The organism is Pseudomonas sp. LABIM340, assembly GCF_040017195.2.
Taxonomy (GTDB): Bacteria; Pseudomonadota; Gammaproteobacteria; order Pseudomonadales; family Pseudomonadaceae; genus Pseudomonas.
Map to the genome: position 1 here is coordinate 5,372,261 of NZ_CM200227.1, position 23,289 is coordinate 5,395,549.

At 66.4% G+C, this 23,289-nt stretch carries 17 protein-coding genes; 9 read left to right on the forward strand and 8 right to left on the reverse strand.

Annotation, left to right across the window (positions count from 1 at the left end; all coding sequences use genetic code 11):
- The first annotated feature begins 65 nt into the window (after positions 1-65).
- From ABKS89_RS24735 to ABKS89_RS24750, 4 genes are all read left to right on the forward strand, one after another.
- Positions 66-878 carry a LuxR C-terminal-related transcriptional regulator gene (locus ABKS89_RS24735; protein ID WP_138216057.1) on the forward strand — a complete coding sequence of 271 codons (813 nt, stop codon included), beginning with the start codon at positions 66-68 and terminating at the stop codon, positions 876-878.
- 182 nt (positions 879-1,060) lie between these two features.
- The gene (locus tag ABKS89_RS24740) at positions 1,061-2,191 is read left to right on the forward strand and encodes a histone deacetylase-like amidohydrolase (protein WP_081516273.1); all 1,131 of its coding nucleotides are present in this window, start codon (positions 1,061-1,063) and stop codon (positions 2,189-2,191) included.
- Positions 2,188-3,366, forward strand: a complete 1,179-nt coding sequence (locus tag ABKS89_RS24745; RefSeq protein ID WP_348587401.1) for an MFS transporter — start codon at positions 2,188-2,190, stop codon at positions 3,364-3,366. The genes ABKS89_RS24740 and ABKS89_RS24745 overlap by 4 nt, the downstream gene beginning before the upstream one ends.
- 109 nt (positions 3,367-3,475) lie before the next feature.
- A complete protein-coding gene (locus ABKS89_RS24750; protein ID WP_138216054.1) occupies positions 3,476-4,798 on the forward strand; it encodes an alginate export family protein in 1,323 nt (440 codons plus the stop codon).
- A 60-nt stretch (positions 4,799-4,858) separates the two neighbouring features.
- On the opposite strand, the gene ABKS89_RS24755 is transcribed toward ABKS89_RS24750, so the two are convergent.
- Positions 4,859-5,875: an AraC family transcriptional regulator gene (locus tag ABKS89_RS24755; RefSeq protein ID WP_138216053.1), complete on the reverse strand. Its 1,017-nt coding sequence runs from the start codon at positions 5,873-5,875 to the stop codon at positions 4,859-4,861.
- 121 nt (positions 5,876-5,996) lie between these two features.
- Here ABKS89_RS24755 and ABKS89_RS24760 point away from each other — a divergent pair, with 121 nt between their 5' ends.
- Positions 5,997-6,836: a metal-dependent hydrolase gene (locus ABKS89_RS24760; protein WP_348587638.1), complete on the forward strand. Its 840-nt coding sequence runs from the start codon at positions 5,997-5,999 to the stop codon at positions 6,834-6,836.
- A gap of 533 nt (positions 6,837-7,369) precedes the next feature.
- Here ABKS89_RS24760 and ABKS89_RS24765 read toward each other — a convergent pair.
- A complete protein-coding gene (locus ABKS89_RS24765; RefSeq protein ID WP_348587403.1) occupies positions 7,370-8,308 on the reverse strand; it encodes an alpha/beta fold hydrolase in 939 nt (312 codons plus the stop codon).
- Between the two features lie 163 nt (positions 8,309-8,471).
- On the opposite strand from ABKS89_RS24765, the gene ABKS89_RS24770 reads away from it, so the two are divergent.
- Positions 8,472-9,344 (forward strand): hypothetical protein, encoded by an 873-nt coding sequence (locus tag ABKS89_RS24770; RefSeq protein ID WP_348587404.1) that lies wholly within the window; start codon positions 8,472-8,474, stop codon positions 9,342-9,344.
- Between the two features lie 128 nt (positions 9,345-9,472).
- Here ABKS89_RS24770 and ABKS89_RS24775 read toward each other — a convergent pair whose 3' ends face one another.
- From ABKS89_RS24775 to ABKS89_RS24790, 4 genes are all read right to left on the reverse strand, one after another.
- Positions 9,473-12,199, reverse strand: coding sequence for a winged helix-turn-helix domain-containing protein (locus ABKS89_RS24775; protein ID WP_348587405.1), 2,727 nt, complete (start codon positions 12,197-12,199; stop codon positions 9,473-9,475).
- Positions 12,200-12,431: 232 nt separating this feature from the next.
- Positions 12,432-13,799: a DUF1329 domain-containing protein gene (locus ABKS89_RS24780; protein WP_138216049.1), complete on the reverse strand. Its 1,368-nt coding sequence runs from the start codon at positions 13,797-13,799 to the stop codon at positions 12,432-12,434.
- Positions 13,800-13,952: 153 nt separating this feature from the next.
- Positions 13,953-15,875, reverse strand: coding sequence for a DUF1302 domain-containing protein (locus ABKS89_RS24785; protein WP_348587407.1), 1,923 nt, complete (start codon positions 15,873-15,875; stop codon positions 13,953-13,955).
- Positions 15,876-16,083: 208 nt separating this feature from the next.
- The gene (locus ABKS89_RS24790) at positions 16,084-17,766 is read right to left on the reverse strand and encodes a fatty acid--CoA ligase (protein WP_348587408.1); all 1,683 of its coding nucleotides are present in this window, start codon (positions 17,764-17,766) and stop codon (positions 16,084-16,086) included.
- A 200-nt stretch (positions 17,767-17,966) separates the two neighbouring features.
- Here ABKS89_RS24790 and ABKS89_RS24795 point away from each other — a divergent pair, with 200 nt between their 5' ends.
- Entirely contained in the window at positions 17,967-19,142 is a 1,176-nt protein-coding gene (locus tag ABKS89_RS24795) for a thiolase family protein (protein ID WP_192292107.1), read from the forward strand.
- 63 nt (positions 19,143-19,205) lie between these two features.
- Here ABKS89_RS24795 and ABKS89_RS24800 read toward each other — a convergent pair whose 3' ends face one another.
- Both ABKS89_RS24800 and ABKS89_RS24805 read right to left on the reverse strand, forming a co-directional pair.
- Positions 19,206-19,835: a LysE family translocator gene (locus ABKS89_RS24800; protein ID WP_348587409.1), complete on the reverse strand. Its 630-nt coding sequence runs from the start codon at positions 19,833-19,835 to the stop codon at positions 19,206-19,208.
- Between the two features lie 29 nt (positions 19,836-19,864).
- Positions 19,865-21,313: a DUF1266 domain-containing protein gene (locus tag ABKS89_RS24805; RefSeq protein WP_348587410.1), complete on the reverse strand. Its 1,449-nt coding sequence runs from the start codon at positions 21,311-21,313 to the stop codon at positions 19,865-19,867.
- Between the two features lie 219 nt (positions 21,314-21,532).
- Here ABKS89_RS24805 and ABKS89_RS24810 point away from each other — a divergent pair, with 219 nt between their 5' ends.
- Together ABKS89_RS24810 and ABKS89_RS24815 are read left to right on the forward strand one after the other, a co-directional pair.
- The gene (locus ABKS89_RS24810; protein WP_348587412.1) at positions 21,533-22,498 is read left to right on the forward strand and encodes a 2-hydroxyacid dehydrogenase; all 966 of its coding nucleotides are present in this window, start codon (positions 21,533-21,535) and stop codon (positions 22,496-22,498) included.
- Positions 22,495-23,259: a DUF1835 domain-containing protein gene (locus ABKS89_RS24815; protein ID WP_348587413.1), complete on the forward strand. Its 765-nt coding sequence runs from the start codon at positions 22,495-22,497 to the stop codon at positions 23,257-23,259. Before ABKS89_RS24810 ends, ABKS89_RS24815 begins: the two co-directional genes overlap by 4 nt.
- Positions 23,260-23,289 lie beyond the last annotated feature (30 nt).

Below are 23,289 nucleotides of genomic sequence, written 5' to 3' on the forward strand. Positions count from 1 at the left end.
GAATGGCACCCATATTGCAGCAACTCACCCGGAAAAGAACAAGATCGAATGCAGAGAGCACGCCGATGCAACTGAGCAACCTGCTGGCGACCCAGGCCAGTGCCGACTGGAACCAGAACCTGGCTCGGCTACTGGAGCACAAGGGCCACCCGGATTTCCCGGTGCTGCTGTCACACAGCCTGCAACCGGTCCTGGCCCATGACAACGTGATCATCAAGGCGTACCGCGGCGACGGCTGCCCGCGCATTCTCTACGAGGACTACCCGGACCAGCTCCACGCCGAGTACATCGAGCGCTACCTCGACGGCATGTATCGCCTGGACCCGGTGTCGAACTCGATTCGCGAGGGCATGAGCAGCGGCATCCTGCGCATCAACCAGCGCACCAGCCAGTTGCACGGCAGCGACTACTACAAGCACTACTACCGCGAACTGCGCCTGGACGACGAGATCGACATTCTCTTCGACGACTGCGACGACACCGTGCTGGTGATGTCCATTGGCCGACGCCAGCGCCACCTCGCCAGCACCGCCGAACTGCGCGCCCTGCGCAACCTCTACCCGCTGTTGCGGTACCTGCTGGGCGGCTTCGCACAGAGCCGCGAAACCCTCGTCCAACCGGAAGAGGAAGACAGCCTCGCGCGGGCCCTGGCGTCCTTCGCCGGCGGCCTGCTGACGCCGCGCGAGCAGGAAATCGCCCGGCTGATGCTGCAGGGCAACTCCAGCAAGCTGATCGCCCGCCAGCTGAACATCAGCCAGGCCACCGTCAAGGTGCATCGGCGCAACCTCTATACGCGGCTCGGCGTGCGCTCCGAACTGCAACTCTGCGACCTGTTCCTGCGCCACTCCGCCAACGGGCTGCTGCCCTTGCCGCGCTGATCCGCCCCTACCCACCTGCATCAGCCGTGTTCCCGCCGGGAACACGGCTGCCTGTTGCCCGCCGGGGCCCCTACCCCCACGGGTGTATTTACCCTCCTCCGGCCCCTTCCTACTCTCGCCGTGCCTTGCCCAGTCCCGCTGCGCACGCTGCAACATCCCGAACAACAACAAGGATCAAGCCAATGACCACGGCATTCGTCTGGCACGAACACTACATGTGGCACGACACCGGCAACTACGCCGGTCTGTTCACTCCCGGCCTGGGGGTCCAGCCCGGCCTGCATTTCGAGAACGCCGAAACCAAGCGCCGGCTGAAAAACCTGCTGGACGTCAGCGGCCTCGGCGAACGCCTGCTGGCGGTCAAGCCACTGGCGGCGACCGAGGAGCAGTTGCTGCGGGTACACACCCCCGGCTACCTCGCGCACCTGCAGGAGCTCAGCGCCGGGCGTGGCGGTGACGCCGGCGACAACACGCCTTTCGGCCACGGCAGCTATGACATCGCCCGGTTGTCCGCTGGCGGCGTGATCCAGGCGGTCAAGCACGTGCTGCGCGGCGACGCGCGCAACGCCTATGCCCTGGTGCGGCCGCCGGGCCATCACGCCGAAGCGGACCGCGGCCGCGGCTTCTGCCTGCTGGCCAACGCCGCCCTGGCCGCCCATGTAGCGATGGCCGAACACGGTCTGGAACGCATCGCGGTGGTCGACTGGGACGTGCACCACGGCAACGGCTCGCAGAGCATTTTCTGGGAAGACCCGCGCGTGCTGACCATCTCCCTGCACCAGGAAGGCAACTATCCCCAGGACTCGGGCTTCGTCGACGAACAGGGCGCTGGAGCCGGCCGCGGCTTCAACCTCAACGTGCCGCTGCCGCCCGGCTGTGGCGAAGGCGCCTACCTGCATGCCTTCGACGAGATCGTGCTGCCGGCCCTGCGCGCCCATCGCCCGCAACTGATCCTGGTGCCCTGCGGCTTCGACGCCGGCGCCCACGACCCGCTGGGGCGGATGATGCTCCACGGCGACGCCTACCGCGCGTTGACCGCCAGGCTGATGGCGCTGGCCGACCAGCTCTGCGATGGGCGCCTGGTGCTGTGCCACGAAGGCGGCTACGAGCCCAACTCGGTGCCCTACTTCGGCCTGGCCGTGATCGAGACGCTCAGCGGCATCGCCACTGACATCCAGGACCCGCACCTGGAGGCGATGCGCGCCCTCTCCGGGCAACCCCTGGCCGCGCACCAGCGGCAGTGGATCGCCAACCTGCGCGCCCGCTACGACAGCCCCTTGCTCCCGGCCAGCCGGCAAAAGGTGGAAGCATGAACACCCTGACCGCTCCCCTGGTGCTCAATCCGGTGCAGCAACGCCTGCGCCTGCTGGCGGTGGTGCTGTTCTCCGCCATCGGCCCGCTGGTGCTGCTCACCGCACCGGCGCTGGCCAGCCGCTACATCGCCGAACTGGGCCTGGACAACCGCCAGGTCGGCTTCCTGTTCAGCATGGAACTGGGGGCCATGGCGATCTCCACCATTCCCACCTACTTCTGGATGCGCCGCTACAACTGGCACCGGATCGCCGCGATTGCCGCTGCCGTGTTCCTCCTCGGCAACCTGCTCAGCGCCGTGCTGATGAGCACGGCGGCACCGTCCTATCCCTTGCTGGTGACGCTGCGTTTCCTCACCGCGTTCTCCGAGGCGGCACTGGTGCTGGTGTGCCTGGGCACCGCCGGCACCTTGCCGAACGCGGCGCGGGCATTCGGCCTGTGGGTCACCGGCCAGCTGGTGCTGGCAGCCCTGAGCCTGCAGTTCATGCCGTGGCTGTTCAGCCATTGGCGCGTCGCCAGCTTCTTCCTGCTGATCGCCGTGTTCACCGCCGCGTGCCTGCCGTTGATCCGCTCCCTGCCTGCGGGCAGCGACAATCAGGCCGAAGCCCTGCCGCCCAGCCAGGCGCGCGCCGCGCTGGGGAAGATCGCCCTGGGCATGACCGCGATCTTCCTGTTCTACCTCAGCCTCGCCGGCATCTGGACCTTCGTCGGCGAGCTGGCGCGGACTCAGGGCATCAGCGCCACGGACAGCTCCAGCGCCCTGGCCAGCGCCTCCCTGCTGGGCGTGGTCGGCGCTTCGCTGGCCAGCTGGATCGGCATCCGCGGCCGGCGTGAATGGCTGCTCGCGCTGGGCTACCTGGCCATGGCGTCGAGCCTGATCGGCCTGCTGGGAGACATCTCGCTGCTGCGCTACGTACTGGCCGCCTGCGCCTTCAAGTTCGCCTGGACCTTCGCCCTGCCGTTCCTCCTCGCGGCCATCAGCGACTACGACCGCCAGGGCGGCAAGCTGGTGGTGCTGGCCAACCTGGCGATCTGCGGCGGGCTCGCCGTGGGCCCTTCGCTGGCGGCCTGGCTGCTCGGCGAGACGGAGAACTTCAGCCTGCTGCTGCAGGTCTCCGCGGTCATCTGCGCCCTGTCGTTCCTGGCGATCCTGCCACTGGCCCGCCGCCGCGCCTGACCCGCTCCACCGCAACCTCGCGCCTCCCTCCGGCGTGCTTTCGGGCACGCCGCGAGCGGTTGCGCCCTGAACTCCTGCCATCCCAATAACAACAGCGCAGAGCTCCCATATGAACAACCAGAACCTGGGTTCCTTATCCACGCTCCTGCTCGCCTCCCTGACGAGCCTCGCCCACGCCGACAGCCACTACGAGAACGGCGACCTGCAGGCAGACTTCAGCCTGAGCAGCGGCGCCACCTTCATCGACAGCCACAACGTCAACTTCGGCGCCGGCCAGCGCGACTATCGCAGCGGCGAGGTGAAGGGCGAGCGGGCCGTCTGGCAGGAAGCCTTCCTCAAACCGGAAGCCAGCTTCCGCTACACCCTGGACCAGGACCTGCGCCTGGTCGGCGGCGCCTCGCTGGTCGCCGCGCATACCTTCGGCGACGGTGACGCCGGCGGTTACACGCGCAACTCGGACGGCAAGACCTCACTGGAAGAACTCTATGCCGGCATCGAACGCGGCCCCTGGCGGCTGACTCTGGGCAACCAGAACTTCCGCGTCGGCACGGGCTTCATCCTCGCCGACGGCAACCTCGACCTTCTCGGCGAAGGGGCGTACTGGTCCGGCCCACGCACCGCCTTCCGCGATGGCGTCATCCTTGCCTATCGCGGCGGGGCACTGTCTGGCCAGGCGTTCAGCGTGCGCAACGACGACGACCTGGGCGGTGCCCGCTTCAGTGGTGCCAACCTGGACTATCCCTTCCTGCGCGGCCAGCTCGGCCTGATGGCGCTGAAAGTCAGCGACGTCGGTAGCCAGGCCAACCAGATAGCGCCGCGCAATGGCATGCAGGTGTACAACCTGCGCTGGCTGGACGGCGGCTTCGAAGCCCTGCCGGAGCTTTCGATCAGCGCTGAGTACGGCCTGCAGACCGGCGAGGGCGAACAGGTGAGCTTTTCCGGCCACGCCTGGTATGTGCGTCTGGACTATGGCTTCGCCGACCTGCCCCTGCAGCCGAAGCTGACCTACCGCTATGCGCTGTTCTCCGGTGACGACGACCCGAGCGACAACCGCCGCAAGAGCTGGGACCCGCTGAGCAAGGCCTACACCGAGCGCGGCTCGTGGGTGATCGGTGATGTGGTCGGCAACTACCTGCTCAACGACAGCAACGAGCGTGTGCACATGTGGCGACTGGCCGGGCAGGTCGCGCCCGGCCTGAGCGCGGGCACGGTCTACTACCAGTTCTCGCTGGATGAGGAGAACTACTACGGCCAGCCGGTCAGCGACCGGCGCTTCGCCGACGAGGCGGCGGTGTACCTGGACTGGGCGGCGAGCAGCCAGCTGTTCGCGACACTCTCGTACAACTGGGTGAAACCCAAGGCCGCCGCTCGCGAAGTGTTCGGCAACGACACCTTCGATGCCCTGCAACTGTACGTCGGCTATCGCTTCTGAGGCCGACGCAGCCCCAGTGGTCAGCGCAGCTGCCGGGCGGCAGCTGCGCCGGTCCCAGGCTCAATCCTCGCGGTAGTCGGTGGGCAGCTTGCCGGTCCACTTGCGGAACGCCCGGCGGAAGTTCGACGGGTCGTTGAAGCCCAGCAGCAGCGCGATCTCGTAGAGCGGCAGGTGGGTCGTGGTGAGGTACTGCAAGGCCAGGCGCTTGCGCACGTCATCGAGCACTTCCTGGTAGGTGGTGCCCAGGTTCGAGAGATGCCGGCGCAGGCTGCGCCCGCTGGTGTGAAGGTCGGCGGCGACGCTTTCCAGGTCGGGGAACTCGCCGGGGCGCGCCAGCAGCAGGCGGCGGATGCGGGTCAGCAGTCCTTCCTGCACGTCCAGCGTAGCCAGCAGCGCCTCGCACTGCTGCTCGCACATCTGCACCGTGGCCGGGTTGGCCAGCGCCATGGGCCGCGCCAGGTACTCGCTGGGCAGGCCGATGAAGTGGAACGGCTGATCGAACAGCACCTCGCAGCCAAACACCTCGGCGTAGCGCTCGAGGTAATCCGGCTCGGCATGGGCGAAGCCGACGCTGACACCCTGCAAGGGTTCGCCCACCAGGAAACGGGCGATGGTGTGCAGGCTGGTCATCAGGCCTTCGGCGGCGAAGCGGCTGGTGGGGCCCAGGGGAATCGACTCGCTGGCGCGCAGGTAGGACACGCCGCCGTCTTCCACCATTTCCAGGTCGTAGGCCAGGCCGAGCACACGGTAGTACTTCAGGGCAAAGCCGATGGCGCGCCCGAGGTTGGCGCTGGACAGCACCGCGTAGCCGAGGATGCCGTGGGTGGAGACGTTCAGCCGCTGCCCCAGCAACAGGCCGAAGGCCGGCTCGTTGCAGTGCACCAGGGCGGTGCTGGAGAGCTGATGGAAGTCGATGAAGGACAGGCGGCCGTTGGGGCTCTGCAGCACCTCCGGGCGCACGCGGGCCAGCTCGAACAGGCGCACACGCGGCACGCCCAACTCTTCGGCGAGATCGAGAAGTGCCTGCGCATAGGCGACGGGCACCAGTTCGGCGGTGAAATTGAGCGGTTGTTTCATCATTCTTCTTATAGTGACCGCTGGCCGGATATGACCGGAAAGTTGGCAGACAATAACCTTGTGACGCTTTCCCTACAAGCCCAGAGTAATGACCATGGACAACCACAACAATGGAGCCGCCATGGCCAGCACCACCCCCGCAGGACTGGAGATCAAGCCCCGGCACATGGACTTCGATCTGCCCGATCCGCTGCCGCGTCACTGGCACAGTGGAGACGCCTTCAAGTCCCATCTGTTCGACGCCATGTCGGTGCTGTTCCCCGACGGCGAGCGCTTCTTCATCGACTCGGTGCGGCAGTTCCGCGACCAGATCAGCGATCCGGTGCTCAAGGAACAGATCCGTGGCTTCATCGGCCAGGAAGGCCACCACAGCCGCGAGCACCTGACCTACAGCCAGCGCCTGCGCGACCAGGGCTACGACATCACCGCCATCGAGAAGCGCGCCCAGGCGCGCATCCGCTTCACCCAGAAGAAATTCCCGGCCAAGCGCCAGCTGGCTGCGACCGCCGCGCTGGAGCACATCACCGCGATCATGGCCAACGGGCTGCTGACCGACCCGCGCACCATGGAAGGCGCTGACCCGGTGATGCAGCGCCTGTGGCGCTGGCACGCACTGGAGGAAACCGAGCACAAGGCGGTGGCCTTCGACGTCTACAACCAGGTCTGCGGCAGCCGCAAGCTGCTGCGCCGGGCGATGCGCATGGCGACCTTCTTCTTCGTGCTGGATACCTTCCGCGGGCTGGTGCACATGCTCAAGGTCGACGGACTGCTGTGGAACTGGCGCGTCTGGCGCGACGGCATCAAGTGGACCTGGGGCAAGCACGGCGTGTTCCGCCCGCTGCTGCGCGAGTACATGGACTTCTTCAAGTCCGACTTCCACCCCTGGCAGCACAACAACCTCGACGTGCTGCACGAGGTGCGCAAGGAATACGACGCGCAGCCGATGGCTCACGCCGGCTGATTCGCCCTGCGCTTCGAACACCGCCCCGCTCTGTCGGGGCGGTTTCGTTTCCAGCCCATTGCAGACCGGAGGGCGGATAACGCTGGCGCGTTATTCGCCCTACGAACTGCGAACACCGCCCCGCCCTGTCGGGGCGGTTTCGTTGCCAGCCCATTGCAGACCGTAGGGCGCATAACCTGGAACAGGTTATCCGCCGGCAATTACGCGGCGGATAACGCTGGCGCGTTATTCGCCCTACGATCTGCGAACACCGCCCCGCCCTGTCGGGGCGGTTTCGTTTCTGGCGCCAGGCATGGATTCCCCTGTAGGAGCGCGCCATGCGCGCGATCGCGGGCATGGCCCGCTCCTACATTCCATGCGCCGATAGTAATCGGGAGCATCCGGGTAGGATGGGTGGAGCGCAGCGATACCCATGCTGTCCGCGCGAGGGAATCGATGGCTATCGCTACGCTCCACACCACCCTGCGAAGAGCGATCCGGCAGAACGAAAAAGCCCGGCACTTGGCCGGGCTTTTTCACCGAGCGATCAGCCATCAGGCATGCAGGAAACGCAACGCATCCGCCGCCGACTCCTCGGGGATTTCCTCCATCGGGATATGCCCCACGCCCGGATAGACCTTCACCTCGATGCCCGGCACGTCGCGCTGCCACATTGGCACATGGCGCGGCGAAATCCAGCGGTCGCGCTCGCCCCACATCAGCATCGTCGGCACTTTCAATGCGGCGACGCGATTGGGCGTGGTGGGCAGTTCCTCGCGGTTGGCTTTCACCAGGACACGGAAGATATCGATCATCGCGCGGCGGTTACCCGGCCGGCGGCTGATGTCGTAGTAGCGGTCGATCACCCCCGGCTTGATGTTGCGCGCATCGCCGTAGACTTCCTTGATGCCCTGGGCCACCAGGGCGCGCGGCATCCACATCGGCATCATGATGCCGGCGCCGGGCAGCACCGCGCTGGCGATCATCAGCGGCACCTTCTGCATGTAGTAGCCGGCCGGGTCGATGAGGATCAGCCGTTCGACACGGTGGGCGTTGACCAGCGCGTAGTTCCAGGCGATGTAGCCGCCCAGGGAGTTGCCGGCGATGGACACGTGCTTGAGGTCCAGGCGGTCGAGGAACAGGCCGAACACCTTCACCAGGCGCTCGCCGTCGTACTCGCGATCCTGGCCACCGCCGGTGAGGCCGAAGCCGGGCACGTCGAGGCGGATGATGCGGAAGTGCTCGGAAAGCTCGGCAACCCAGCCATCCCAGGTGTGCAGCGAGGCCATCACGCCGTGGACCATCACCAGCACCGGCTTGTCCGGGCTGCCTTCGTCGCGGTAGTGGATATCGAAGCCGTCGACGTGAATGAACTTCGAACCGGATTCGGGCGAAGCGTAGCGTGCCTTCAGCGCGGCCAGTGGCAGGGGGCCGAACCCATAGCGGGCCAGACCCTCGGCCAGCGGCGGTTGCACAGACAATGTGGCGGTCATGGACGAGTGACTCCCGTGCTTGTTGTTCTAAAGCCCGAATCACACCACAGCGCCCGCGCCGCCGCGCCCAACCTAGGTAGTGTGATGGCCTGCCACGGGATGACGCAGGCCTTTCGCCCCGTTAACCTAGCCCGACCCGCCCTCGCGCAAGGAAAGCCCGTTCGTGCCGATCCTCATTCGCCGTTCGCTGTCGCCGCTGGCCGTGCTGTTGCTGCTCCTGTGCCGCCCTGCCCTGTCCGCCGACCTGTATTACCTGGGCCAGAAGATTCCCGACATCCAGCGCAACTGGACCAGCGCCGACTACCAGGTGCTGATCGACGCACTGAAGAAGATCGACGAGACCCAGGTCAACGGCCTGCCCCGGCGCAGCGGCGAGTTCACCGGGCCGATCTACCAGCGCATGGTCAGCGAGGAGAACTTCCGCCCGCAGCTGAACATCTACGCCCCGCTGGAGCTGCGGCAGAACGAGGCGCGCGAGGTGCTGTTCAAGCTCAAGGAGCTGATGCGTCTGTACTTCAACTTCCGCGCCGCCAAGCAACCCTACGGCGCCGAGGCGCTGGGCCTGATGAGCTACTCGCTGCGCGAACAGGCGATCCTGTTCAACCTGACGGTGGAATTCTGGATGACCCTGGCGCAGAGCGAGCAGCGCAACCCGGTGCGCCTGCAAGGCATGCAGGAAGCCAAGGCCGCAGCCTCCATGCTGACCAGCAGCGCGCTGGACTACCTCGGCCTCACCGCGCAGTTCGACCGCCAGGACCTGGTGCTCTACAGCGCCGAGCTGGCCAAGCAGCTGCCCGAACTCTTCATCCACCTGCCGCCGGAAGTGCGCGTGCAACTGCTGATGCGAGTGGATGAACTGTCGCAGAAGCACGCCTACCCGGAAGTGCGCGAGAACATGCGCGACCTGCTGCCGGTGCTGCAGGCGATCCAGGCGGACGTGCAGAAGCAGCTGGCCGCCCCGGCCAAGGGGCAGCCCGTGCCCAAGGGGTTGGACCTGAGTGCGCCGCCGGAGGCGGAGAAGAAGAAAGGGATGTGAGCCTGCGACTTGCCATCGTGGTTTCAGGACCGTAGGGCGCATAACCCGGAACGGGTTATCCGCCGATTGCCTCGCGGCGGATAACGCTGGCGCGTTATCCGCCCTACGATCTTCGGAGCGGGGTACCCCTAGCGCAACAGCCCCATCTCTTTCGCCCGCGCCACCGCCTGGGTGCGGCGTTCGACACCGAGCTTGTCGTTGATGTGGCGGGCGTGGCTCTTCACGGTGTGCAGGGAGATGAACAGGCGCTCGCTGATTTCCTGGTTCGAGCAGCCCTGGGCGATCAGTTCCAGCACCGCCAGCTCGCGCCCGCTCAGGCAATCGTTGAGCACCGCACCGCGCTCAGGCGGGGCCGGCAGGCGCTCGCGCAAGGCGTCGATGGCCGGCGATGATGCCCGTACGGCCAACTGCTCGCGCAGCCATTCCGGATGCTGCAGCAGCACTTCATGCAACGGGATCAACAGGCCGACCGCCAGGCCGTTCAGGCACTCGCCCAGCTCGAAGGAAGCTTCGCGATCGCGACCGTCCTGCAGCAGCAGGGCGACCAACTGGCCCTGGGCGAAGCGCGCCTGCAACTGCGCGCCGCCTTGCAGGGCGCCGCTGGCCACTGCGCGCAGCCGCTTCTCGGCATCGGCCATACGGCCTTCACGGCGTTCCAGCTGGGATTGCAGCATCTCCACATTGCGCGGCAGCTGCGGCGAGCATTCCGGCGGGGTGGCCGGTTCGTCGCCGGTGTAGGTGTCGCGCAGACGCTCCAGCCAGGCGGTGGCCAGTTCGACCTGGCCCTGGCCGAGCCAGAGTTCGCACTTGATCAGGGTAATGGCCGATAGGTAGTAGACCGGCGGCACGTCCCACACATGCATCATCCGCTCGACCTCGGCAAGGTGGGCGAAGGCGCGGGTGTAATTGCCCAGCCGCCCTTCCAGGCTGGCCAGCACGCAGAAGCCGATCACCAGGCTGATGTCGCGGCAGGCACGAGCTTCCTCGATGCCGGCCTTGAGGCATTTGCGCGCCTCGTCGGGCTGCAGCGCAAGGCTGCGCAAGTAGCCCTGGTAAAGCATCAAGCGGCCGCGCACCGCGTAGCGGCGCTGGGACGACAGACCGGACAGCCGCGCCAGGCCCTGACGCACTTCTTCCTCGGCGCGCAGCACCTCGCCGCGCGCCTGCAGGACGCGGGCACGGTCGTAATGCACCATGGCCTCGAACAGCGGATTACCGAATCGCTGCGCCAGTTCCAGCGCTTCGCGATTGAGCCCGCGGGCGCGCCACAGGTCGTCGCGCACGATGGCCAGGTTACTCAGGGTCGACAGGCACAGCAGGCGCGGGCCGAAGCGCTCCGGGCCGAGGCCGTGCATGGCCTCCTCGCAGTGCCGCTCGGCCGCTTGGATCTCACCGCGGCCACGGGCGATCACGCCCGCCAGCGCCTGCCACTGCGCGAGCAGGTCGCGCTGGGCCGTGGCATCGGCGGCGGGCAGGAAGCGCGACAGCTGCGCCGCCAGTTCCTCGGCTGCATCCAGCTGGCAGGCCAGCGCCAGCGCCCAGCTGTACAGCACGATCAGGCGCGGCGTACTGGCCAGCAGGCTGTCGGGCAGGTCCATCTTCCAGCGCAGCAGCGTGGCGACGTTCTGCTCGGCCAGCAGTTGTTCTTCGGACAGGCTCTGCACCAGGCTCGCCGCGACCTCCGGGTGGCCGGCGCGCAGGGCCTGCTCCACCGCATCGTCGAACAGCCCCTGGGCGCTGAACCAGCGGCAGGCGCGCAGGTGCAGCGCCGCCGCCGAAGGCCCGGAGCCGGGCAGCGGGCGCGCCAGCAGCAGGTCGGAGAACAGGTGGTGATAACGGAACCATTGGCCCTGCTCGTCCAGCGGCACGAGGAACACCTGGTGCTGCTGCAGGTGGCGCAGGATCGAGGCGCTGTCGTGGGTATCACGCAACGCGTCGCACAGTTCGGCGGAGAAGCGTTCGAAGCGCGCGGTCTGGGCCAGGAACATCTGGACCTCCGGCGACTGCTTGTCGATCACCTCTTCCAGCAGGTAGTCGCGGATCAGCTCTTCGGCGCCATGCACCGACAGATCGGGCACATTGGCCGCCAACTCGTCGCCGTGGGCCAGCAGCCACAGGCGCAGCCCGGCAATCCAGCCTTCGCTGCGCTCGACCAGGTTGTCGAGGGCGTTGTCGTCGAGTTGCGCGCCGTTGGCGCTGACCAGCTGCGCGGTTTCCTCGACGGTCAGGCGCAGGTCCTGTTCGGTGAACTCCAGCAGTTGCCGCGACAGGCGCAGGCGCGCCAGGTGCCAGTCCGGGCGCTGGCGACTGGTGACCAGCACGACCAGGCCGGCAGGCTGGTGATTGAGCAGGAATTGCAGGCAACGGTCGAGCACCGCGCCCTGGGCCAGGTGGTAGTCGTCGAGCACCAGCAGCAGCGGGCGGTCGACCGACAGGCTGTCCACCAGCTCATCGAGCAGGTCGTCGAGCCAGGCTTCGAAGGCGAACGGCTGATGGCGCTGGCGCATCTTCAGCAGGGCCAGGGCTTCTTCACCGAGGGTGGGGAAATGCAGGCGCAGGCCTTCGAGCAGGCGTTCGAGGAAGCGTCCGGGGTCGCTGTCCCTGGCACTGAGCCCCAGCCACAGGCTGCGCCAGTGGCCTTCCAATGTCTGACAGAATTCGATGGCCAGCGAGCTCTTGCCGAACCCGGCCGGGGCGGATACCAGTATCAGCCGTCCCTGCAGCCCCGCGGCCATGCGCTGGCACAGCCGCGAACGGGCGACGTGGCCATGCGGCAGCGGCGGTCGGAAGAAGCGGCTGCCGGCCGTACTGGGGGGTACATCGGTCAGACTTGGCAGAGTCGAGAAGTCGGTCATCGGCCTGGCTCTTGCTCTAGCTCTTATAGCGGTCAACGAAGGTCACACTGCCGTCCGAGCCTAGCCGCTCGTGGTCGGGAATAGAAGTCGTTTTTGTTACCTTTGCTCACAACATGACCGGAAGGCGTCCTACATTCAGGCTTCCATTCATCTGACAGATGATCTCCCATAAAAAAACCGGCCCGAAGGCCGGTCTTTTTTCACCGCGGAACCACCCGTGGGGATCGGGGGATCAGCGCACGCCTTCCTGGCGAAGCGCTGCCGGGGTGAAGTCGCTTTCCGAAGCGCTGTAGTTGAAGTCGTAGGCGGATTTCTCCTCGTTCTTCAGACCCAGCACCAGGTAACGGCCGGACAGCAGGTCATACAGGGTTTCCGCGGTGTACCACGGTACCTGGTAGTTGTAGTAGTACTGGTTGAACGCCTCGGCTACGCGCCACAGGGTGCCACGACCGTCGTAGTGGTCGATCTCCACGGCCTGCCAGGTGTCCTCGTCGATGAAGAAGTCACGCTTGGCGTAGATGTGGCGCTCGCCCGGCTTCAGGGTGGCGGTCACGTGCCACACGCGGTGCAGCTCGTAGCGGGCCAGGTCCTGGTTCAGGTGGCCGGGCTTGATGATGTCCGAATACTTCAGCTTCGGATCATCCATCTTGTAGTTGTTGTACGGGATGTACAGCTCCTGCTTGCCCACCAGCTTCCAGTCGTAGCGGTCCGGCGCGCCGTTGTACATGTCCAGGTTGTCGGAGGTGCGCAGGCCGTCGGCGGCGGTACCCGGGCCGTCGTAGGAAACCTGCGGAGCACGGCGAACGCGGCGCTGGCCGGCGTTGTAGAGCCACGCCAGACGCGGTTCCTTCACCTGGTCGAGGGTCTCGTGCACCAGCAGCACGTTACCGGCCAGACGCGCCGGAGCGGTGACACGCTGCTTGAAGTAGAACAGTACGTTGCTCGGCTTGCTGGCGTCGTAGTCCTTCAGGTCGGTACGGAAGACAAACTCGTCCTGGAAGTACACCAGCGAGTAGGAGCCGTTGACCTGCGGGGTCGCCTGGGTCACCAGACGGCGCACGTGGCCGCCGCGGTAGCGGGTGATGTGGTTCCAGATGACTTCCAGGCCGTCCTTCGGAATCGGGAAGGGGTTGGCTACCTGGAAGTTCTCCAGGCCGTTGCCGCCCTGCAGCAGCTTGGTGCTGGTGGCGTTCTTCTTGGTCGCCTCCAGCACGTTTTCCGGCACGGTGGCAGTGCGATGGGTGGTGTACACCGGCATCTTGTAGGTGTCGGGGTAGCGCTTGAACATGGCCTGCTGGCCGGGGGTCAGCTTGTCCTTGTACTGGTCCATGTTCTGCGCGGTGATGGTGAACAGCGGCTTCTCGCTGGCGAACGGATCGCTGAGGAAGCCCTTGCTGTCGGCGGTGCCGGCGTTCTTCGCCAGGCCACCGGTCCAGGCCGGAATGCTGCCGTCGGCGTTGCCGGCCTTTTCCGCGCCCATGGGAGTCAGGGTGGAGCCCAGCTTCGCCGCTTCATCGGCAGAGACGGCCGCCATCACCTGGGAGGCGATGAGGCTGAGCGCCAGGGCGCCCGTGTGCAGCAGGATCTTTGTTGTTCTCATTCGTTTATCGTCCTCGTTGAGTCTTAGCCACCGCGATCAGCGCCCTTGCAGGAGCGGCTCGCGGGTCTTGTCTGCTGCCCCGCGCAGCCGGGTCACCCGGCCGCGCGGATGGCCCGCCGCGTGAGCGGGCCGCTTGCCGGTTGAACGGCCGGCTTAGAAGGTCACCCCGAAGCTCAAGCTGACGAAGTCACGGTCATCGACGGTGGAGTACTTGCCGTCGAAGTAGTTGGTGTAGGCCAGGCTTGCGGTGTAGGTGTTCAGGTAGTCGGCATCGACGCCCAGGCTGACTGCCTTGCGGCCTTCCTCGAAGTTGCCGCCGGGGCCGGGGGAGTAGCCATCCACGTCGTGGGACCAGGCCACGTTGGGCTTCAGGTTCACGCCGGCGAACACGTCGTTGTAGTCCCAGATCGCACGGGCGCGGTAGCCCCAGGAGTCAGCGGTGGTGAAGCCATCGCTTTCGCAGTTGCGGCTGACGTTGTTGGCGTTGGCAGTGCCCAGGGTGGAAGTGTTGAGCGCCTGGCAGGTCGGCGCGCCGTTGAGGGTGCCGTTCAGCGGGCCGGGGCCGAAGATCGGGTCGCGGCCGTAGCGCGCCTTGTTCTGGCTTTCCAGGCCGCCGACGTGGGTCCAGCCGACTTCGCCCACCAGGGTCAGACGCTCGGCGCCCATGACCTGGTCGAAGAAGTGGGTGAAGGTGGTCTGCAGCTGGGTGACTTCCTTGCGGCGGTAGCCGTGCAGGTCTTCACCCGCGGTGCCGGTCAGCACGGAGGCGTTGTCGTAGACGTGGTTGCCGCCGATGGAGACCGGGTCCAGGCCGGAATACAGGATGTCGGTGGTGTTCAGCTGCACCGGGGCGTTCGGGCGGTAGCTGATCTCGCCCTGCCAGGCGGTGCCGGTGGGCAGCGTGGTGGAGAAGCTCAGGCCGTACAGGCGGATGTCTTCGGGGTACTCGATGAAGTAGCTGGAGTTGCCCGCCATCGCCGCCGCGCCGGCCTGGGCCGCCAGGGACGGGCTGATCGCCGCGATGTTGGTGATCAGCTGGTTGATCTGCGCAACCTTGGAGGCATCGGCGCCACGGCCGGAGAAGATCGGCAGGCGGCTGTGGTAGTTCATGTAGTAGCCGCCGAACTCGGTGTTCAGGCTGTCGGCGAAGTACTTCAGCGAGAGGCCGTACTGGCCGCTGTCGCGGGCATCACGGTCCGGTCCGCGCTTGACCACGATCCCTTCGTTCCACGGCGACGGGGTCAGCGCCAGGTTTGGGCCGAGCAGGCTGTTGAGCAGGTTGATCGAGGACTGGCTGTTGGTCAGCACTGCCAGGTTCTGGGTGCAGCCATCGGCCACCACGTCCGGCTGGGAGAAGAAGGTGCCGCAGTTATCGACGGCAGTCTGGTCCCACTCCAGCTGGTAGAAGCCTTCGGCGGAGAGGTTCTCGGTGAGGTTCTGCGACAGGTAGAACATGTTCACCGGCACCAGGGCTTCCTTGATCTCGGAACCCGGGCGGCGGAAGGCGGTGACGTCGAACGGGTTGATCACGCTGATGCCGTTCTGGATGAAAGTACTCTCACCCCAGTTCACCACCTGCTTGCCCAGGCGCACGGTGCCCGGCAGGTCGGCGATGTTGTAGTTGTGGTAGATGAAGGCGTCGAGGATTTCCGCGCCGGAGGCCTGGGCGGCTTCCTTGCGGTTGTGGTCGGAGAGCGGCTTGAACTCGGTGTTCTCGTCCTTCTGCTCGAAGTCGTACCAGTACTTGCCGCGGACGAAGACGCCGGTGTCCTGGTATTTCAGTTCGAGGTCGTGGATGCCCTTGAAGATCTTCGAGAAGGTCTTGCCGGCCTTGTAGTTCAGGTGGCCATCGTCGGAGGTCTGGGACAGGCCCTTGCCGCCGTTGTTGATGCCGATGAGGTTGCTGTTCGGATTCTGCGTCGACCAGCTGGCCCCCACGGACAGCGTCGAGTCGAACGAACCTTCGATTTCCCCGATGTTGAAACTGACGGCGGAAGCCGGCGTCGCCAGCGTGGATGCCAGGCTCACTGCCAGCGGCAACCGTGCCAGGCGCCAGATATGTTGCATGGTTTTCATCGACGCTACTCCATGTGTTTTTTGTTATGAGTAGCGGCGACTATATCCAGCGTCCTAAGGCACTTGATCGCTCTAAAGTGTGATTTGTCTTACAAAGGCCCTGACTAGACGCTTGCGCAGGCCCCGAGGTGGCGTGATCACTGGGCTGCGCCGTGCCAAGCGCTTGCTTGGCACGACCGCCCGAAATCCGTGACTTGCCGGTCGTCGGTCACACCGTGGAGAGGAAAGCGCTGCCAGCCTCCTGCCATTGGGCGATGTCTACCCGGATACGCTTCTTGTCGAGCTTGCCGACACTGGTCTTGGGAACTTCAGTAACAACGGCGATCTGCGAGGGAATTGCCCACTTGTTGATGTGGCCCTGCTCGACGAAAGGCTTGAGGTGTTCGCGCAGCGCCCTGGCGTCCAGCGCCTGGCCGTCGCGCAGTACCAGCAGCGCGAACGGGCGCTCGCCCCACTGCGGATCGGGCACACCGACCACTGCCACCTCGCGCACCGCCGGGTGACGGCTGATGAGGTCTTCCAGCTCCAGGGACGACAACCACTCGCCGCCGGTCTTGATGACATCCTTGATACGGTCGCGGATGTCGATGAAGCCCATGCCGTCGAGGGTCGCCACGTCGCCGGTGTGCATCCAGCCGCCGGCCCAGAGCTCCTCGCCCTTCTCCGGCTCGCGGAAATATCCCTGGGTCAGCCAGGGCGCGCGCAGTACCAGCTCGCCCTGGGATTCGCCGTCGGCCGGGTGGAACTGGCCGTGCTCGTCCATGATCGCCGCTTCCACCAGCGGCACCGGCACGCCGGCCTTGATGCGGTAGGTGGTGCGCTCATCCTCGCTGCCGGCGCAGAGTTCCTGGTTGAGGTAGCCACAGGAAATCAGCGGGCAGGTCTCGGACATGCCATAGGCCGCCGTGAGCTGGATGCCGCGGGCCTTGGCGGCGTCGTACAGCGCGTGGTTGAGGGCGCTGCCGCCGATGATGATCTTCAGCCCGCCGAAGTCGTGGTCCTTGGCGCCGGCGGCGTTGAGCATCATCTGCAGGATGGTGGGCACGCAGTGGGAGAAGGTCACCTTCTCCTCGCGGATCAGCTTGCACAGCAGCTCCGGCTCGTAACGGCCCGGATACACCTGCTTCACCCCCAGCATGGTCGCCACGTAGGGCACGCCCCAGGCGTGCACGTGGAACATCGGGGTGATCGGCATGTAGACGTCGTCGGTGCCCATCAGGCGGATACTGTCCAGGCTGCCGATGGTCGCGGCCATCGCCAGGGTGTGCAGCACCAGTTGGCGGTGAGTGAAGTACACACCCTTGGGGTTACCGGTGGTGCCGGTGGTGTAGAAGGTGGTCGCCACCGAGTTCTCGTCGAAGTCGGGGAAGGCGTAGCGCGGGCTGGCGGCAGCCAGCAAGGTCTCGTACTCGCCGACGCAGTTGGGCAGCGTGCTGGTCTTGTCGGCGCCGTCGGTGATCAGCAGGGTCTTTTCCACCGTGGTCAGTTGCCCGGCAATGCCCTGGTAGAGCGCGGCGAACTCGCTGTTGACCAGCACGAAACGGTCATCGGCGTGGTTCATGGTGTAGAGGATCTGCTCCGGCGAGAGGCGGATGTTGATGGTGTGCAGCACCGCGCCGATCATCGGGATGGCGAACATGCACTCCAGGTAACGGTGGCTGTCCCAGTCCATCACCGCCACGGTGTCACCGGCCTTCACGCCGGCCTCGGTCAGCACGTTGGCCAGGCGCGCGACGCGCTCGTTGAAGGTGGCATAGCTGTAGCGCACGGTGTCGCGGTAGACGATTTCCCGGCCTTTCTCGTAACGACTGCCCGACAGCAGCAGGCTCTTGATCAACAGCGGGTACTGGTAGGCGTTCTGTGCAGCGGGGATGACGCGGGTTTTCAGCATGGCGTACGCACTCTCAAGGCTGGATCTCATCAGGATGAGACCGACTCTAGAGCGCCCCGTGTGTCCATTCATCAGTCAAAAGAGTGATTTGCCGATGACTCTATGGCCACATCCGGTCACGCGGTAGAATCCTGACGCCCGGTCGTTCACGCCCGGTACCCAGATAGCGCATCACAACAAGAGCGAAGAGGTTAAGAGTCATGTCCGAGATCGTCATCGTCAGCGGCGCCCGTACTCCCATGGGCGGCTTCCAGGGCAGCCTGTCCGGCGTTTCCGCCGTCGACCTGGGCGCCATCGCCATCCGCGAAGCCATTTCCCGTGCCGGCATCCAGCCCGAGGACGTGCAGGAAGTGATCATGGGCAACGTGCTGCCCGCCGGTCTGAAACAGGGCCCGGCCCGCCAGGCGTCGCTGAACGCCGGCCTGCCCGCCGCCACCGGCTGCACCACCATCAACAAGCTCTGCGGCTCGGGCATGAAGGCCGTGATGCTGGCCCACGACCTGCTCAAGGCCGGCAGCAACAGCGTGATGGTCGCCGGCGGCATGGAAAGCATGTCCAATGCCCCCTACGTGATCGAGAAGGCCCGCACCGGCCTGCGCATGGGCCACGGCGAGATCAAGGACCACATGTTCCTCGACGGCCTGGAAGACGCCCGCACCGGCCGCCTGATGGGCTCCTTCGCCCAGGAAACCGCCGACAAGTACAACGTCACCCGCGAAGAGATGGACGCCTACGCCATCGAATCCCTGCAGCGCGCCCAGGCCGCCATCAAGGATGGCTCGCTGGATTCGGAAATCGTCCCGGTCACCGTCACTACCCGAAAGGGTGAGACCGTGGTGAAGGACGACGAGCAGCCGCTCACCGCCAACCTGGACAAGATCCCCGGCCTGCGCCCGGCCTTCCGCAAGGACGGCACCATCACCGCGGCCAACGCCAGCTCCATCTCCGACGGCGCCTCCGCACTGGTCCTGATGACCGCTGAAGAGGCCGCGCGCCGTGGTCTGAAGCCGCTGGCGAAAATCGTCGCCCACGCCACCCAGAGCCAGGACCCGGCCGAGTTCACCCTCGCCCCGATCGGCGCCATGACCAACCTGTTCAAGAAGGCCGGCTGGAGCAAGGACGACGTCGACCTGTTCGAAATCAACGAAGCCTTCGCCATGGTCACCATGCTCGCCATGCGCGAACACGGCCTGGACCACGCCAAGGTCAACGTCTACGGCGGCGCCTGCGCCCAGGGTCACCCGGTCGGCTCCACCGGCTCGCGCATCATCGTCACCCTGATCAACGCCCTGCAGAAGAAGGGCGGCAAGCGTGGCGTGGCCTCGCTGTGCATCGGCGGCGGCGAAGCCACTGCGGTGGCGATCGAGCTGGTCTGATCCTCGAACCGGCATGAAAAAGGGGCGCCTCGGCGCCCCTTTTCATTTCGCTCCGGCCGCGGCTCAACGCAGTTCGGTGAACGCCAGCTTGATCCCCAGCCCCACCAGTACCACGCCCATCATCCGGTCGAACCAATGCCCCATGCGGGCGAAGCCGGCGCGCACCCGTTGCTGGCTGAACAGCAGCGCCACCAGGCAGAACCAGGCGGCGGTCGCGCAGGCCAGGTACACGCCGTATCCCGCCTGAACCGGCAGCGGCGTGTGCGGGTTGATCACCACGGTGAACAGCGAAAGGAAGAACAGCGTAGCCTTGGGATTCAGGCCATTGGTGACGAAGCCGGCGACATAGGCACCGCGTGCAGTGCGGGCGACCGGCGCGGCAACGGCTTCTGCCGCCGCCGGGTCAGCCGGGCGCGCCCGCAGCGCCTTGAAGCCGATGTACAGCAGGTACGCCGCCGCCAGCCATTTCAGTGCGTTGAACAGCACGATGGACTGCGACACGATCAGGCCGATGCCCAGCAGCGAGTAGGTCACGTGCAGGAAGATCGCGCTGCCCACGCCCAGCGCCGTCCAGGTGCCGGCGCGGCGGCCGTGGGTCACGCTCTCGCGCACCACCACGGCGAAGTCCGGGCCGGGGCTGGCCACCGCCAGCAGGTGAATGAACGCCACCGTGAGAAATTCCGCCCAGTACATCGCGCCTCCGAACAGCCGCCAGGAAAACCCTAGGTTCTATACGAAGCGCCGGGGCCCCGACAAGCGACAGGCGCCACTCGGTGCAGCACAGGCAGCATTTCCAGCGGGCAGACCTGCCACGGCGAAGGGTACTGGGCGAACGGGGTGATACCGTCGAGCAACGCCATGCCACTGCGCAGCAAGCGCTTGCCCGCCTGCCAGTCCTCATTGGCCAGGGCGTGGCCGAGCATCAGCGAGACCAGGTACCGCTCCCAGCAATCGAATGCTGCACGGGCCTGACGGGCCATGTGGCGCAAGGCATTCCACAGACTTTCCTCGTCGAGCAGCCCGACGCTGAAGGCCAGACGCGCACCGAAGGCGGCGCGCTCCAGGTCGTAGGCCAGCACGGTGCGGCACTCATCGATCATTGCCGGATCGTGACCTTCCTTCAGCAGCGCCCGACGCGCCTGCGCGAAACGCGCCATCGGCGTTCCGCCGACAGACATCGGAGCATCGGCCACACAGTCCAGCAGCGGATCGAGCTTTTCGCGGCTGCCGCTGCCCAACAACCAGTCCATCCGCGCGCGCACCTGCCCGGCATCGGCAGCCCGCCAATGCTCGGCCAGCCACAGCCGGTGAAACTCCCTCTCCTGCGGGGCAATCGCCAGATCATCGGCGCGCACGCCTGCGCTGTGGGCGATCACGCAACCCAACGCGAGCAGGGCGCTGCAGGGAGGGTGCGCCAGCGGCTCATGGATGTGCTCCTCCTGCAGCACCACCTCGCTCACGCGGATGCCTGCCAGCGGATGGGCTCGCCACAAGCCAGCCAACGAGGACTTGTCGGCGCGACCGCCAATCAGTTCCTTGAATGCCCTGATCGCCATGGCACCGGACGCCCCGTCGCGCAGCAGGATCGCCCGCCCCAGCACGAACGACGCGGCATACGCCTGCCAGTCGGAAAAGCTGCGGATGGCGTTCTCGGCCACCCAGGCCAGGCACAGCCAGGTTTCCGGCTCGCTGAGATAGCCACAGGCATGGCATTGCCGCGCCAGCCAGGCGAGGCTTTCGAGGTCGTGGGCGGCCATGGAGATATCCACAGGCAACGCCAGGCCCGCCTTGCTCCAGGCTCGTTTCGCCTGCTTGTAGCGCAGCCGCTGCTGCCCCTCGAAGACGCACGGCTCGTTGCGCTGCAACCGACGGAACTCCTCCTCCAGGGTCTGGCTCTGGGCTTCGAGCATCAGCTCCTGCAGTGTCCGGCGCGCCGTTGCCGCATCAGTGATGCCCCACAGCTCGATCCGGTCATCGGCCTGTGCCACGCCCGCGCCCACTTCGCAGTGCGACAGCAGCGCACCGAAGCACAGCAAGGGTTCGGGGCCGGCGGCGCCGGGCGACTTTCTCCGCCGGGAGCGGGGATACCCGGTCGTCGCACCAGTGCGCAGCCCGACACGCACGCCGAGCGCACGCATGGCCGTGAGGCCGGAGAGCAGCCAACCCATCATCGCCAGTCACCTCGAGATTTCGATGGGATCACTCTAAGAAGCGGGCGCGAGGCGGCGGATGAGGGAAAACCGAAACGTCTGTCAGACTTTTCACTCAAACATTTACCATCAGTACGCAGTTCCCTCCGTCCACGTCCGCGGGCAGACCGGGTTGTCCACGGCGGCGGTTCTGCCGAGAATCCCCTTCATCCCGCCCTTCCGATCAAGGTGTCATCGCTCATGAATCCTGCTCGCGCCGTCTTCCTCGACCATGCCTCCCTAGACCTCGGTGACCTCGACCTCGCGCCGCTGCGCGCGCCGTTCGGCGAACTGGTCCTGCACGGGCGCAGCGACACGCAGCAGGTGGCCGAGCGACTGCAGGGTGCGCAGGTAGCGATCAGCAACAAGGTGCGTATCGGCGCCGATGTTTTCGAACAGTGCCCGGACCTCAAGCTGATCCTGGTGGCCGCCACCGGCACCAACAACGTCGACCTCGAAGCCGCCCGCCAGCATGGCGTGACCGTGAGCAACTGCCAGGGCTACGGCACCCCGTCGGTGGCGCAGCACACCCTGATGCTGCTGCTCGCCCTGGCCACGCGCCTGCCGGACTACCAGGCGGCGATCCGCGAGGGCCGCTGGCAGAAGGCCCCGCAGTTCTGCCTGCTGGACTTCCCCATCGTCGAACTGGAAGGCAAGACCCTCGGCCTGCTCGGCCATGGCGAACTGGGCGGCGCGGTGGCGAAGCTGGCCGAGGCCTTCGGCATGCGCGTACTGCTCGGCGCCCTGCCCGGCCGCCCGGCGCGCGCTGATCGCCTGGCGCTGGACGAACTGCTGCCACAGGTCGACGCCCTCACCCTGCACTGCCCGCTGACCGATGCCACGCGCAACCTGATCGGCCAGCGCGAACTGGACCTGATGAAGCCCGGCGCCTACCTGATCAATACCGCCCGCGGCGGGCTGGTCGATGAGCAGGCGCTGGCCGATACCCTGCGTCGCGGCCATCTCGGCGGCGCGGCCTTCGACGTGCTCAGCGTCGAGCCGCCGCGGGACGGCAACCCGCTGCTGGCCGGCGATATCCCGCGCCTCATCCTCACCCCGCACAGCGCCTGGGGCAGCCGCGAGGCCCGGCAGCGCATCGTCGGCCAATTGAGCGAGAACGCCGCCGGCTTCTTCGCCGGCGAGCCGCGCCGGGTGGTGGCGCCATGAGCCTGCATCTGGTCTGCGGCGACGGCGCCGCCGAAGCCCTGCATCGGGCCGTCGAAGCAGGCGTGCTGACCGAGAAGAAAATCCGCGTGATGCCGGACGACCTGGCGGTCGGCCCACTGAGTGATGTGGATAAGCCGCCCTGCCAGCAGCGCGCTGCGTTCTGGCATGCGTTGGGCGGCGACGTCCTGCGCGAGCGGGAAATCGCCATCGAGATGGCCACCGAGGTGAACTGGCTGCACAGCCCGGACGTCGCCTCCGTCACCCTCTGGCACGGCGACAGCGCCAGCGAGCAACTGCTGCTGCGCCGCGTCTGCGCTTTGCTGCCGGCGAACGTCATCCTGCGCAGTGTCGGCGCCGGCAGCGGCCAGTGCCGCAGCGAGGACCGCCACGCCATCGCCATGCTCAAACCCGTCGAACTGGCCAACGCCCTGGCCGCCAGCCACGAACTGGACGCCGCCGAGCGCCAAGGCCTGGCGGCGGACTGGCAGCGCGCCCTGACGGAAAACGCCGAGCTGCGCCTGTGGCTGGATGGCCAGCTGAGCGGCACCGGCTACGCCCACATCGACCGCATCCTGCTCGACAGCGCCAGCGAATCCTGGCGCCCGGTGCAGTCGCTGATCGGCCCGACCATGGCCTACGTCGACGGCTTGTTCGTCAGCGACCTGCTGGCCGCCTGGCGCCTGCGCGAACAAGTCGCGGCCGGGGTGCTGGAACTGCGCGGCGACGACTTCTGGAAGAACGCCGAGGTGCGGCTCGCCTAGGCTCGGCCGCGGCAGCCCTGCTAAACTCGC